This is a genomic window from Agrobacterium larrymoorei, from assembly GCF_005145045.1.
GTDB classification, from domain to species: domain Bacteria; phylum Pseudomonadota; class Alphaproteobacteria; order Rhizobiales; family Rhizobiaceae; genus Agrobacterium; species Agrobacterium larrymoorei.
The window spans coordinates 356194-369493 of the sequence record NZ_CP039694.1 but is presented as its reverse complement, the minus strand read 5'-3'; the positions used below and the strand labels follow the sequence as shown (position 1 = coordinate 369493).

Genomic DNA, 13300 nt, shown 5'->3' with positions numbered 1-13300 from the left:
GAGGGAGACCAGAATGTCAGCAGATCCGGCAGACGCGATTGCGGAGGACTATTCGGGCCATGTGGGTCGGACGGAGCAGCGTTTCGCTTTCATCGACCCCGACCGCGTTGCAGCCCTCGCGAATACGTTCGACCTTCAGGATATCCCCGCTGAAGGCGAGGGGCTCCCTGCCGCTTGGCACTGGATCTTCTTCAATCCGTTTGTCCGCCGCAGCGAAGTCGGAGCAGACGGCCACCCGAGGAAAGGTGGCTTTCTTCCGGACGTCGGGCTTCCACGGCGTATGTGGGCAGGCGGCCGGCTCAGATACCACGCGCCCTTGTCGATCGGTGCCAAAGCAGAGCGCAGCAGTGAGATCCTGAGTGTGACACCAAAGTCAGGCAAGGCGGGACGACTGGTCTTTGTGACCGTTCGCCATCGAGTGACCTCAGGCGGCTTCACATGCATCGAGGAAGAGCAAAACATCGTCTACCGCGAGCCGCCCCAGCCAGGCGCGGCAGCGCCGCCCATGCAGCCGGCTCCAATCGATGCGGACTGGTCGGAAGCTTTCACGCCCGATCCTGTCCTTTTGTTCAGGTACTCGGCTCTCACCTCAAATGGTCACCGGATCCACTACGACACGCCCTACGCCCGCAACGAGGAAGGATATCCCGATCTCGTGGTCCACGGCCCGCTGATCTCCAGCCTGCTCCAGGGGCTCGCCCAACGCGCCAGGCCGGATCAGCGTCTGGTCCGGTTCGACTTCCGAGCGGTCTCGCCTCTGTTCGTGGATCGTGCGTTTCATATAGAAGGTTCTGATGGAGATGCCGTCGGCCTGATGAGGCTGTGGGTCAAGGGGCCGGAAGGTAATCTCGCAATGACGGCGGAGGCGGAATTCCAATGAATAGCGACAACGCGCCCCATAACGTGCATGCGCGAGATGCCCTGAGCTACTTGTTCGTCCCTGGCAATCGGCCGGACAGGTTCGAGAAGGCGCTTGCGTCAGGTGCAGACCGCGTCATTGTCGACCTCGAGGATGCCGTTGCCGCAGGCGAAAAGGACGCCGCACGCAGTGCTGCCGATCGCTGGTTTCGGATTGGCAATCCCGCTGTTCTGCGTATAAACGGGATCGATAGCTACTGGTTTGAGGCCGATCTCGCGATGGCCGCCAGGTTTCCCGAAGCGGAAGTCATGCTTCCCAAGGCGGATCCGGCATCTGTCGAGCGGGTTCTGAAATATCTCGTCGACCGTCCCGTGATCGCACTCATCGAAACCGTGTCTGGTTTGATGCAGGCGAGTGAACTGGCCAGTACGAGGGGGGTGTCGAGGATAGCCTTCGGGAACATCGACTTCAGTACAGACGCGCGCATCCATGTGACGAGCCCCGCGCTGGACCATGCGAGATTTCAGATAGCAATGGTCTCGCGCGCCGCGGGACAGCCGCCGCCCATCGACGGCGTAACCGCAGCGCTCGACGATGAAGACCAGCTTGTCAACGATATCAGAAATGCTCGAGCCTACGGCTTTGGAGGCAAACTGTGCGTTCATCCGAAGCAGGTGGCTCTGGTAAACCAGCTCTTTGGGCCTGATGAGAAGGAAATCACTTGGGCGAAAGCAATTCTGTCCGCTGTGGAGGCGGCCGGAGATAACGTAGTTCAGTTTGAAGGAAAGATGGTTGATAGGCCCGTAGTTGAGAGGGCGACGCAGATTCTTCAGCAGCTTCTTCGCTGACGACTGTACTCAAAGAGCATTTTCTTTTGACCGTCTCACCGACACTTGAATTTTCTGCCCGCTGGTTTTGGATAGCGCCATAGTGGAAGTCTTGCCGCAAGGACAGTATGCTCGCATCAAATAAAAAAGTCAGAATTGCTCGGCGGTTTCATGGCCCTGGTCGATGGTTCGATTCCGCTCAGGGCACTTCACGATCGGCTAGCTCTCGCATTTGCCTTCAAATCGAGGGCTTGTCCGCGATTGAGTTGAGAAAGGCCTCCAACTCCTCAATGCTGGCCATGACAGATCCAAATTCCGGAGGCGTTCCAAATATCATGGCGGACATTCTCTCGTAGTCGGATGCGAGTTTTTTGCGCATCTCGGGCGTGGGCACCAGCCGAAAACTTCCTGGGACGGCTCGATCATATCGATGGTCCGGCGCGCGAAACATTAGCTCCTTATGCCGGCGGCAAGCTTCGGCAAGGTCAAGCATCGATGCAGTGGTCTTGCCGTAGTCTGGATTCGTCCAGATTTGATGAACATCGTAATAGTGGCGTGAGTATCGATTGAGGTCTGGAACTTTCAGCTCAGGACTATCCGGCATGCTTCGTTTTTCGGTCATCTCCGTCATAGCGTGAAGGATCAGAACTTTTTCCCAAAAGGTGCGCTCGGGCTTGACGGTCGTTACATTCCGGACCGTCAGGTCAGTGCCCTTTGGCATTTCCGAGGCAACGTATGGAATGATCTCTCGCGTCTCGGCCGGAACCGGATCCGGGCGTGCCCCGCCTTCGATGCGCACTGCGGCCTCGACGTAACCGCCGCTCGTGTCAAAGACGCTTTTGTACCCCAGAACGAGTACGTCAAGCGCCTCCTTTTTTCGGTAGAGATCGTATCCGAAGTCGAGCGAAAAATGCCCAGATTGTCCGGTCTCTTCCTCGACCGCAGTGATTTCCTCATCGAGCAAACGCTTGAGCGGTCCGGACAAATAATGGCGCGCTGCCTCATCCACCTGTTCGGCCAGAGCTTTCTGCTGTTGATTGACGGAGGGCAGGGCTGCGATATCGGCCTCGAGCGGAACTTTTAGGTCCGCCTTGTAGATGCCGATGTCGATATCTTCAGAAAAGCGCTTTATCAGGCCATATGCCTTGCTGAGACTGGTGCCGCCCTTAAAGTAGAGGCCGATAGTATCGTCTTTGCGGCGGTTGAACAGAAAGTCCAGCACCCAGCAGACGTACAGATCCTTCTCGATATTTTCGGCCCGCGTCTCCAGATCGGACGCAGCGGCGGAAAACAGTGCTCGCCGCTCGTCAGCGGTCGAGCGAAGGATATCAATGAAACTCTGGTGCATGTTCACCTTTCCCCCCCGCGGCCCGGCAAAGTGTTTCCGTCTTCCTGGAGTGGCGGATCGGCGGTTATGGTCTCCACAGCCTGATACATCCAGGCTGGGATGGCGTGAATGTTTTCGCGCAGATCTTCGACGATCGGCTGCCTATGATGGCTTCGTGCCAGGTAGCGGACGATACCATCGACAACGGTCTCCAGATTGGATCGCTCGTCACGAAACCAGTGAAGGGCCTGGATCACTCGCATTGCCGGCCGGCCCGCCCAAAAAGCGGTCTTTGCTGAGATACGCTTGAAGTCCAAGATGTAGATCACGGGCTTCGTGGCCTCCGCATCGCCGGCATTGGCCTCGATCTCGATGGTTCGGGGATATGTGTCCGCATAGATTGTTGACCTGGCGGGGACGGCCGTCGTCAGGCCAAGATCATTGGCAGCCGTCATGCCATCGACGCAAACACGAAGTTTGTCACGTCGCGCGATTGCATCGATGAATGAGGCCCGTGGCGGAAACACCATCTTGCCTGTCAGTTGGCTGACAGCTGGCTTGTCGTAAAGACCACGATGAGGGCGGCGGATGTCGCCGCGATTGGTCAGCCTCTGTAGCGCCTTTTCGACGGCGTTCGGTGTTGCGATATCCAGGAAGTCGGAGCGCGACCAAACCCCCGAAGGCGCCGCGTCGGCGATCCGATGGTGAATGCGTTCCAAAGTGTCAGATGTGGGATCCGGCATGGTTGCCCTACATTGTGTCCAAAAATTATATACAAAAATTGGTCACCAATGGCAACTCCGACGCTAGTGACCAATTTTTATATCGAAACATTGGTCAGTAGCATCGCCAGTCTAGGCTTTCATGTAGTGAGGCGGATGTCTTTTCAACGGATGCAAAGCCGGAGCAGACAGATTACTGAAGCAACTGCGCCTTGAGTGCTTGTCCGACAATGGTCAACTGCAGCACCGGTTCGCCGCGGATGAAGCTCTCCTCGACTAGTTCCAGCTTTTCCAGCCGCTCGACAAGCTTCTCCGACAGCCGCTTGTCACCCACCAGCCAGCCGCTGCCCACCTTCCGCTGTCGCCGGAAGAAGGCAATCGCTCGAAGCGCTTCTTCTTGCGTCCGGGTCAAACTGCCTATTGCCTCGACGGCGGCGGGATGGTCTGCCGTATTGTTCATGGTCTCCGCCCCCCGTTTTCGTTCGACGGGTTATCGGCTGCGGGCCACTCGTTGGCCGGTTCTTCTATCGGTTCATCCGCGGGATCAGGGTCGCGATCATAGGCGAGCTGTCGCTTTGCCAGAACGTCCTGAAGCGTCTCTACGACACGCGCTGTTCCGTGTCCCTCGTTTGCGAAACGATCGATGATCTCGGCGACGGCATCATCCAACTGCTGAAACAGTCGTTGCTGATTTTCAGATTTCTCACTCATCAAAAATCCTCCTGATCAGCTACCGACCCGGCGCTGCTGCCAATCCTTGTATGGCGCCATAAGCTGGCCCGGAAACCGATCCTCGATCGCCGTCTCCACCATGGCGATTCGGGCGAACACATCGCTGTCATCGCGATCTTCAGGACGAATGCTCTCGCTTGCTTCCTCAAGCTTCTTCATCAACCCAAACACTTCCTCGTCCGTCATTGGCAAGAAGCAGGAGGCGGCATTCGAAGGCTACGCCAATCCGAGAAACCGCCGAGAACCGAGCGCTATTACCTGATCTCCGTGATGTTTTTCTGTGTCATGCTAGGGACGATCGACAGGGGGATGCCAAGGACTTGCATGATCTACTCGAAGCACGTGGCGTATCGGTCTGGTTTAGCGAGAAGGATGTTGCTCTTGGCACGTCGTTGCTTCGCGAGATCGACAAAGGCTTGGTAAAGTCACGGGTCGGTATCGTTTTGGTAACCCCGGCATTGCTCCGTCGTCTTCCAGCAGCCGGCGTTGCTGATAAGGAACTTTCAGCGCTCTTGGCAACCGAACAGCTCGTGCCCATTGTCCATAATACGACCTATGAAGCCCTCCGCAACGTTAGCCCCCTTTTGGCTTCACGCAGCGGGTTGAGCACCGGGGAAGATACGGTGGCAATGGTAGCAGACAAACTCGCCGAGCTCGTTGCGACCTAGCGTTATAGGAACACGTCAGTGCTGAAAACTGATACCCGTCAGGCCAACTGGCGTCGAGCCAATCCAGCCAAGTATGATGCTCACCTTGCCGTCCAGAGGGCGGTGAAGGCTGGCGATCTGGAGAAACAATCATGTGAAGTCTGCGGAAACCAAGTGGTAGACGCTCATCATGACAGATATGATGAGCCCCTCAAAGTACGCTAGCTGTGCAGACTGCGTCATACCCGTCTACACCACCGCGGCGAGGATATGTTCCCAATCCGCTTTCGAGATAGCTCGTAGCAAAGTCTCGAATATTTTCAGTCTGGTAGATTTCCAAGTGCGGGTTTTCGGTTCATATCCCCTCAATTGTAAGGCATTAAAAAATTTCTTCGGAAGCCCTTAGCGACTACCTTGTCATTCGAAAATTGACCGCTCCTTGAGTACAAGAGGGGGTCAACGCTCCCTTGAGGAAACTGAAATCCACATCCATACAGGTCTGCGTTCATTGTCCAAACTACTCCAAAGAGCTCGGCTTTCAGTGGGATACCTGCCTTAGCCGACTGGATGTATGGACCCTTACGGCCTGCTTTCTTTGGTATAAAAATGCCTGCTCTCACCGTTTAATCTCGAACAGCTGCAACTAGTTGAAATTAAAGTCGACCTTCCACAGCGGCGCGAATCTGGGATCGGCTTACTCCGAGATCAGCAAGGTTCTTATCATCTAGTGCGTGAAGCTCAGCGATCGCGCGTCGGGTGCGGATGAAGTTGCGCAGCTTGTCCTGAATTCGCATTCCGGTTTCCTCTTAAATTGATTGACCTCTATTTGTGCGATGTCGCGGTGAAAAACTAGGCGTTTGCATGCATGGTAGTCATGCAACAAGCGCAGAGATGATGATAGGAGGATCCTACGACCTCGGTATAAGGAAACGCTATAGCGGCAGAAAGGAGTTGTGTTGGCCAATTGACCTATATCAGACCTACTCTGCTTTAACGATTAGCGAGACGTTAATCGAAAAGAACCGCATAAGCGGCAGGAGGCGACCGGACATGAGGCCGGTAAGATAAATCCGAAAACGGAGTGGGAACATGACACGTAGAATTACACGCAGGTTTCTTCTAATTTCCACAGCTGCCATCTTGGCATTTGGTGCACAGCCGATCACCCACGCGATAGCCGCAGATAGCATCAAGGTGGGCGTGGTCGCACCGATGAGCGGTCCGAATGCGCGATACGGCGCTTTCTCCTTGCGCGGCGCCGAACTGGCGGTGAAAGACATCAACGATGCCGGTGGTATCAATGGGCAGAAGATCGAACTCTTCAACGCCGATAGTCAGGGAACGCCGGTTGAAGGCGTCTCTGCAACGCGCCGCCTAATCGACCAAGATGGCGTCAGTTTCGTTATCGGCGACGTCTCCAGTTCGGTGACGCTTGCCATGCAGCCTGTAGCCGAAGATGCCGAAATTCTGCTTCTTAACGCTGCTTCTTCCAACCCGAAGATCACCTATCAAGCTGGTGTCGGCGGCTTTAAGTGGACCTTCCGCAACTATCCGACCGATGAAAACCGTGCGTTCGTGGTTGCCAAATACGCCGCTGAACAGCGCGGTTTCACCAAGTTCGCGGTACTTTCGGTCGATAGCGACTATGGCCGTTCGGCAGTTACCTTTACGAAGAAATACCTTCCCGATTTCAAGGGCGAAATCCTTAGCGAAGACTATTACAAGGAAGGCGAAGTCGATTTCCGCAGCGTTCTCGCAAAAATTCGCGACAATGGTGCGCAGGCCATCATCATGTATGGTCTGGCCGATACGACACCCATCATTGCGCGTCAGATGCTGGAGCTTGGGCTTGCCGGCAAGGTTACGCTGATCGGTAATGGCGAGTTCAATACCGAGAAAACGATCCAGGCTGCACCGAAGGCCATGGAGGGAGCGGTCGAAGCCGCAGCGTGGCTGCCTCAGTTCGATAGCCCTGCAAGCAAGGCTTTCGTCGAAAAGTTTACCACGACCTACAAGGAAGCGCCAAACAACCACGCCTATGTCCACTGGGACACGGTGAACCTGCTTGCCCAGGCCATAAAGCAAGCTGGAAGTTCGGATAAGGAAAAGGTGCGGGATACTCTTTCGAAAATCAAATATACCAGCCCCGTCGGCGAGGTTACGTTCGACGATCATAACCAGGCCCGTCTGCCGATGATCCTGCTACAGATCGAAAACGGCAAACCAAGCATCAAGGGCGCCTATACGGCAGAAATCCAGTACCCGGCTCAGTAACAGACGGGAGGGAGATTGCCATGTTCTCGACAATTATCGAGCAGGTCATAAACGGTATCGTCACCGGTTCCGTTTATGCCATCGTCGCCGTCGGCATGACGATGATTTTCGGCGTGCTTCGAGCCATCAACTTCGCTCACGGCGAATATTACATGCTAGGGACTTTCGGGGCGTGGTTTGCCATCGACTATCTCGGTCTTTCCTATGAAGCTTCGATTGTCGTTGGTGTTCTGTCGACGATCGTAGTGGCTTATGTCGTAGGACAACTGGTGATGCGCAGGATGGTGGGGGCGCCGGCGGAGTCCGGCGTTCTCGCCACCCTTGGTATCGCGCTCATTCTTCAAAACACCGTCATTTTCGTGTTTGGCGGCGGTTACAAGTTCTTCGCAGGCGGGTACATCGAACCCATCTCCGTTTTCGGCTTTTCCCTTGCGCAGCAGCGCATCATCATCCTCGTCGTGTGCCTTCTGGTGTTCGTCGGTCTTGAGTTGATGGTGACATACAGCCGATTAGGTATGGCCATGCGTGCCGTATCGCAGAATATTCAGTGCTGTGGCGTGGTTGGTATAGATGTCCCTCAGGTCGTGTTACGCACCTTCATTCTCGGTGCGGCGCTTGCCGCACTGTCGGGTGTCCTGACGGCGCCGGTGAATGTCAGCGTTTACGGCGGCATGGGTGAACTCATCACCTTCAAGACACTTCCGATCATCATCATGGGAGGCCTTGGTAACGTTCGGGGCACCTTCTACGCTGCCATGATCCTGGGTATCGCCGAGAGCCTGGTCGCCACCTATATCGGCCTCCAGTTCCGTGACACCGTTGGATTTGCGACGCTTATCCTGATGCTGATGTGGCGGCCCCATGGCCTGTTTTCGACGCAGGCGCGCTTCTGAATGTTGCGCCCGCCGAACCTTCTCGAACACTGAGGACCCGACATGTCTCTCACGGACACTGCTTCCCGGGCACGCCGTCGCGATTTGCGCATTCCGCTCGCCGCCGTCCTGATCGTCATCGCACTCGCCGCACCATTCATCGGCACGCGCTATGTGACCCACTCGCTGATCATCGCGTTGATCTTCATGCTTCCGGCCCATGGGCTCAATCTGCTCGTTGGCTATACCGGTCTTCTGTCATTGGCGCAGGCTGCGTTTTTCGGCATCGGCGCCTATACGGCAGGTCTGCTCGCTGTTCATTACAATACGCCATTCTACATCAATCTGATCGCTGCGGGTCTGGTGTCGGGCGCCATCGCTCTGCCTCTCGGCATCCCGGCGCTGCGCCTGCGTTCGACCTCGTTCGTCATGTGTACGCTCGGCTTCGTCATCATTGGTCAGGCGATATCCAAGAACTGGATTTCGCTGACCCGCGGCGATATGGGCCTTTCGGGCATACCGAAGCCATACTTCGAACTGGGGCCGCTCTCCTTCGCGATCAGCGGAACCACCAGCTTCTATTACCTCGCGCTGGCGATCACCGTGTTGGGAACTCTGATTGCCTGGGCTCTCGTACGGTCTCCCGCTGGTCGTAACATGGTGGCAATCCGTGAGAACGAAACTCTGGCGGAGTCGCTCGGAGTGCCGACATGGCGCTATAAATTGATCGTATTCATGCTGAGCGCGGTCTTTGCGGGCGTGGGAGGTTGCCTTTATGCGCACTATCTCACCGTTGTCAGCCCTCTGACCTTTCAGATGTACTACTCGACCACTATGCTGATCATCGTTCTTGGCGGTGGCGCGGGAATGATCTCCGGCACTGTACTCGGAAGCCTGCTTTTCGTGGGACTGACGGAAGCGCTTCGCGTGGCGCCCGAGTTGCGCATGATCGCATATGGTCTGTGCCTTCTGGCTCTTGTCTTCTGGTTCAAAAACGGCCTTGCACCTTTGATCAATCGCTTCTGGAACGCAATCGGAGGTTCGAAATGACTTCGCATCTTCCCATTCTGGACATTCGCAATCTCAGTAAGTCCTACGGTGCGGTCCGTGCCGTCAACGACGTCAGCATGCATGTCAATCGCGGTGAAATCGCAGGATTGATCGGCCCGAACGGTTCCGGAAAATCGACTTTCTTCGACTGCACGACGGGGTTGGCGCAGCCAAGCGCGGGAACGGTCTTTCTGGATGGCCAGGATATAACCGGATGGTCACTCAACCGCATCGCGCGGGAGGGACGCATGCTCCGCTCGTTCCAGAATACGGTTACATTCAAGGCTTTGGACGTGGAGGAAAACCTCATCATCGCAGGCCAGATGTTTACCTTTCGGACACTGGCTTCGACGTTCGGTATCGGCAAGGTTTCGCGCAGCCGCATCAATGCCCTGCGGGAACGGGCTCGTGAATTGATCAAGATGGCGGGCTTGTGGGATGTGCGGCACCAACCGGCGGGTAATTTGTCCGGGGGGCAGCAGAAGTTGATCCAGTTCGCCTCCATGCTCATGCCGGAGCCGAAAATCATCCTTCTCGACGAGCCGATGGCTGGCATCAATCCCAAGATCATCGAACGTGTGGTCGAAACAATCCAGTACGCCAACAAGTCACTGGGCGTCAGCTTCCTCGTGATCGAGCACAATATCGATGTCGTGACCAGCATTTGCCAGCGTGTCGTCGTGCTTGATCAGGGCGCAAAGCTCGTTGAAGGACTGCCACAGGAAATCATCAACGACCAGCGCGTGAGGGAGGCCTATCTTGGCGGCTGACAGCAATCTTTCCATCAAAGGCCTGCGCGCAGGATACGGAAATCTCGATATTCTGAACGGTGTCGATCTGGATGTTCCAGCCGGTGAGTTCGTTGCCCTGATGGGGCCGAACGGCGCGGGCAAATCCACTCTGCTCAAGACCCTTTACGGCATGACCACCGTCAAGGAAGGCGATATCCACTGGCGGGGCAAGAACATTGCGGGAGCAAAGTCGAAGTCTATCCTGGGAGATGGCATTTCCTTCGTCCCGCAGGGGCGGTGCAACTTTCCGGTCATGACCGTGGATGAGAACCTGCAAATGGCGGCCTATACCATCCGCGATGCGAAGGTGAAGGCCGATCGCGACTACTTGTACGATCTGTTTCCCATTCTCAAGACCCGCCGTTCCACGCTTGCCGGAAACATGTCCGGCGGTGAACAGCAGTTGCTGGAAGTGGCCATGGCTGTCCTTCAGCGTCCCAAGGTGCTGCTGGTCGATGAACCGTCTGTGGGGCTATCGCCCGCAGCGATCGGCATCGTTTTTAACGAATTGCTGCGGCTCCATGCGGAAGGCATGACCATTCTGCTTGTCGAACAGAACACGAAGAAGGCGATGGAGGTCGCGCAGCGCGCCGTTATCCTGCGTCTTGGCAAGGTAATCTGGGATGGCAAGCCGGCAGACATAAGCCATGACGAGCTTGGGGAACTCTTCCTGACGGGCAAGATGCGCGACGAACTGGATGCCGTGCACTGACGGTGCCACAGCTTCAATCGACAGATAAAAACAAACCGAGGACAATTTCATGAGTACCTTCGTGCCCGCGTCGCGGGTTTCCAGGATCAAGATTTCTCCAAGCACGGCTGCCGCCGCAAAGGCGCGTGAGTTGAAGGCGGCTGGCCGCAGCATCATGGACCTGACCGTGGGCGAGCCGGATTTCGATACACCGGATAACGTCAAGGCTGCGGCTCACGCTGCGATTGATCGTGGCGAGACGAAATATACGGCAGTCAACGGCACGCCTGCGCTGCGCAAGGCGATCATCGGCGATTTCGAGCGCCGTCTCGGCGTGACCTATGCGGACAATGAAATCTGCGTGGGCGGCGGTGCAAAGCAGATACTCTTCCTCGCGCTGATGGCGAGTGTGGAGAACGATGCCGAGGTCATCATCCCTGCTCCCTACTGGGTTTCCTATCCAGACATAGTCATAGCCAATGAAGGAAAGCCCGTCATTGTCGCCTGCCCGGAAGAAACTGGTTTCAAGCTTACGCCCGACGCGCTCGAAAAGGCGATCACGCCGAAGACCCTCTGGCTTATCCTGAATGCACCTTCGAACCCGACGGGCGCCGCGTACAGCCGAAGCGAGCTTGAAGCGCTTGGCGAGGTCCTGCTTCGTCATCCGCAGGTTTTCGTCCTGTGTGACGACATCTATGACCAGGTTTGGTTCCAGGATGAACCGATGACGACCCTGGTGGCGGCTGTGCCAGCGTTGAAGGAACGCATCCTGCTCGCAAATGGCGTATCCAAGTCTTATGCGATGACAGGCTGGCGCATTGGTTATGCTGGCGGTCCGGCACCTTTGATTGCGGCCATCAACAAGCTTCAGTCGCAGATGTCGTCCTGCCCATCTTCCATCAGCCAGGCTGCTGCGGCCCATGCGCTCTCGAACGATCAGGCTTTCATTGGCGAAAGTGTGAAGGTCTACAAGGAGCGTCGTGACTATGCCTGCTCCCGCCTGAACGCCATCGACGGTTTGTCTTGCTATGTGCCGGATGGTGCATTTTATCTCTACCCGAACTGTGCAGGCGTGATCGGTAAAACGACACCGGACGGAAAGGTGATCGAGAGCGATCTCGATTTCGTGCTGTATCTCCTCGATGGCGTCGGTGTGGCGGCATTGCAGGGCGCAGCGTACGGGCTGTCTCCATATTTCCGCATTTCCTACGCAACCTCGATGGAGGTAATCGAGGAAGCTTGTGACCGGATCGAGCAGGCGGTCAAGGCTCTTAATTGACGATCCCCAATCCGTGTCGGAGGGCTTGCTTATGCCCTTCGACACGGCCTAATCTCCCCAAAAAGTGCGGGGAACCATGAGCGTTGATTTCAAGAAACTGAAGAGCTTTGTAAAGATAATCGATACGGGAAGTGTGTCGCGCGCAGCCAGTATCCTTCGTGTCGCGCAGCCGGCCCTGTCCCAGCAGATTGCTTCGCTAGAACAACACTTCAAGCACCAGCTTCTCATCCGCAGCAATGTCGGCATTACCCCGACGGAAGCAGGGCTTATTCTCTATCGAAACGCTCAGATCATGCTAAAGCAGATCGAGCAGACGCAGATCGATATCGATCAGTCCGCACGGTCCTTGTCGGGCCGGGTTTCGATTGGTTTGGCAACCTATTCCTCCTCAAGCGCGCTGTCTCTCCCGCTGATTAAGGCAATGAGAGCACGGTTTCCCGATATCACAGTGCATATCAATGACAGTTTTGGCCATATCCTGAGCGAGCTGATCATGACCGGCAAAATGGACATGGCGCTCATATATACATCGGATCCGATCAAAGGCGTGTCACTGCGGCCGTTGTTCCGGGAGGAAATGTATCTGGTCTCGCCTGCGGGCATGACGCTTCCTGAAGCGCCCGGCAAGGCGTTGCCTCTATCGTCTCTGGACGCGATGCCGCTGCTATTGCCGAGCAAATCGCATTTCTTGCGGCGTTTGATCGACGATGCGGTCGGTCGGGCGCGGGCAAAGCCCGAGGTCATATCGGAGCTGGAATCCATCCCAGCACTCAGCGCCGCTGTTTTGGATGGCCTCGGTTCGACGATCCTGCCCGCATCCGTGGTTCTGGAAACCACAAGTTTTCAAGGTGCGCAGATGCATCCTCTCACCAAGCCGGTGATCGATGCAACCGTGTCTCTATGTACCTCCGACCATCTTCCGTTGTCCGAACCGGCGCTCGCGGCACGATCGGTTCTCCTCGAGATCGTCGCCAAGATGCAGAGCGAACATCACCCAGGCATTCGCGCGATTTAATCTGAACGCGGCTGTCGCCTGAAAGCTCTGTCGCCACTCGAATGCCGCGCACATATGAGCACATCATCGGTGCTAACAGCACTGATTTGTCGCGCGGTACGCTTACCGCGAATGCAAGTTCGGTGTTTGAAACGCTACCACTGTCATAAGCAAACCCTATAGCGGCAGACTGTAGTTGTGTTGGCCAATGCATGCCAGTCTCTCCTAACCTCTC

15 protein-coding genes and 2 pseudogenes are annotated in these 13300 nt (G+C 56.1%); 11 read left to right on the top strand and 6 right to left on the bottom strand.

Translation table 11 applies throughout. The annotated features are described in order from the left end of the window. Positions 1 to 13: 13 nt before the first annotated feature. Positions 14 to 880: an HTD2 family dehydratase gene (locus CFBP5473_RS24785; protein WP_027676445.1), complete on the top strand. Its 867-nt coding sequence runs from the start codon at positions 14 to 16 to the stop codon at positions 878 to 880. Beyond that, entirely contained in the window at positions 877 to 1707 is an 831-nt protein-coding gene (locus CFBP5473_RS24780) for an HpcH/HpaI aldolase/citrate lyase family protein (protein ID WP_051441353.1), read from the top strand. The genes CFBP5473_RS24785 and CFBP5473_RS24780 overlap by 4 nt, the downstream gene beginning before the upstream one ends. Before the next feature lie 217 nt (positions 1708 to 1924). Here the strand turns inward: CFBP5473_RS24780 and CFBP5473_RS24775 are convergent, their stop codons facing one another. The 5 genes from CFBP5473_RS24775 to CFBP5473_RS24755 form a co-directional block, all read right to left on the bottom strand. Then, positions 1925 to 3034, bottom strand: coding sequence for a nucleotidyl transferase AbiEii/AbiGii toxin family protein (locus tag CFBP5473_RS24775; protein ID WP_027676443.1), 1110 nt, complete (start codon positions 3032 to 3034; stop codon positions 1925 to 1927). 2 nt (positions 3035 to 3036) lie between these two features. Next, positions 3037 to 3756 (bottom strand): DUF6088 family protein, encoded by a 720-nt coding sequence (locus tag CFBP5473_RS24770; protein ID WP_027676442.1) that lies wholly within the window; start codon positions 3754 to 3756, stop codon positions 3037 to 3039. Between the two features lie 172 nt (positions 3757 to 3928). Further along, on the bottom strand, positions 3929 to 4195 hold the full coding sequence (locus CFBP5473_RS24765) for a hypothetical protein (RefSeq protein ID WP_027676441.1): 267 nt from the start codon (positions 4193 to 4195) through the stop codon (positions 3929 to 3931). Further along, positions 4192 to 4446, bottom strand: a complete 255-nt coding sequence (locus CFBP5473_RS25220; protein ID WP_037171422.1) for a hypothetical protein — start codon at positions 4444 to 4446, stop codon at positions 4192 to 4194. The genes CFBP5473_RS24765 and CFBP5473_RS25220 overlap by 4 nt, the downstream gene beginning before the upstream one ends. 15 nt (positions 4447 to 4461) lie before the next feature. Beyond that, positions 4462 to 4626, bottom strand: coding sequence for a hypothetical protein (locus CFBP5473_RS24755; protein ID WP_328703251.1), 165 nt, complete (start codon positions 4624 to 4626; stop codon positions 4462 to 4464). A 59-nt stretch (positions 4627 to 4685) separates the two neighbouring features. Between CFBP5473_RS24755 and CFBP5473_RS24750 the strand changes: the two are divergent. Further along, positions 4686 to 5135: pseudogene (locus CFBP5473_RS24750) on the top strand (toll/interleukin-1 receptor domain-containing protein); the annotation flags it as partial. Positions 5136 to 5153: 18 nt separating this feature from the next. After that, positions 5154 to 5417: pseudogene (locus CFBP5473_RS24745) on the top strand (hypothetical protein). 350 nt (positions 5418 to 5767) lie between these two features. Here the strand turns inward: CFBP5473_RS24745 and CFBP5473_RS24740 are convergent. Next, positions 5768 to 5908: a YjiS-like domain-containing protein gene (locus tag CFBP5473_RS24740; protein ID WP_084631750.1), complete on the bottom strand. Its 141-nt coding sequence runs from the start codon at positions 5906 to 5908 to the stop codon at positions 5768 to 5770. Positions 5909 to 6203: 295 nt separating this feature from the next. On the opposite strand from CFBP5473_RS24740, the gene CFBP5473_RS24735 reads away from it, so the two are divergent. The 7 genes from CFBP5473_RS24735 (at position 6204) to nac (ending at position 13086) form a co-directional block, all read left to right on the top strand. Then, positions 6204 to 7388 carry an ABC transporter substrate-binding protein gene (locus CFBP5473_RS24735; RefSeq protein ID WP_027676439.1) on the top strand — a complete coding sequence of 395 codons (1185 nt, stop codon included), beginning with the start codon at positions 6204 to 6206 and terminating at the stop codon, positions 7386 to 7388. A gap of 20 nt (positions 7389 to 7408) precedes the next feature. Continuing rightward, positions 7409 to 8281 carry a branched-chain amino acid ABC transporter permease gene (locus CFBP5473_RS24730; RefSeq protein WP_027676438.1) on the top strand — a complete coding sequence of 291 codons (873 nt, stop codon included), beginning with the start codon at positions 7409 to 7411 and terminating at the stop codon, positions 8279 to 8281. A 42-nt stretch (positions 8282 to 8323) separates the two neighbouring features. Further along, positions 8324 to 9310, top strand: a complete 987-nt coding sequence (locus tag CFBP5473_RS24725) for a branched-chain amino acid ABC transporter permease (RefSeq protein WP_027676437.1) — start codon at positions 8324 to 8326, stop codon at positions 9308 to 9310. Beyond that, positions 9307 to 10080, top strand: a complete 774-nt coding sequence (locus tag CFBP5473_RS24720) for an ABC transporter ATP-binding protein (protein ID WP_027676436.1) — start codon at positions 9307 to 9309, stop codon at positions 10078 to 10080. The genes CFBP5473_RS24725 and CFBP5473_RS24720 overlap by 4 nt, the downstream gene beginning before the upstream one ends. Then, the gene (locus tag CFBP5473_RS24715; protein ID WP_027676435.1) at positions 10070 to 10813 is read left to right on the top strand and encodes a branched-chain amino acid ABC transporter ATP-binding protein; all 744 of its coding nucleotides are present in this window, start codon (positions 10070 to 10072) and stop codon (positions 10811 to 10813) included. Before CFBP5473_RS24720 ends, CFBP5473_RS24715 begins: the two co-directional genes overlap by 11 nt. Positions 10814 to 10862: 49 nt before the next feature. Beyond that, positions 10863 to 12071, top strand: a complete 1209-nt coding sequence (locus CFBP5473_RS24710) for an aspartate transaminase (RefSeq protein WP_027676434.1) — start codon at positions 10863 to 10865, stop codon at positions 12069 to 12071. A 76-nt stretch (positions 12072 to 12147) separates the two neighbouring features. Then, positions 12148 to 13086, top strand: coding sequence for a nitrogen assimilation transcriptional regulator NAC (gene nac / locus CFBP5473_RS24705; RefSeq protein ID WP_027676433.1), 939 nt, complete (start codon positions 12148 to 12150; stop codon positions 13084 to 13086). Positions 13087 to 13300 lie beyond the last annotated feature (214 nt).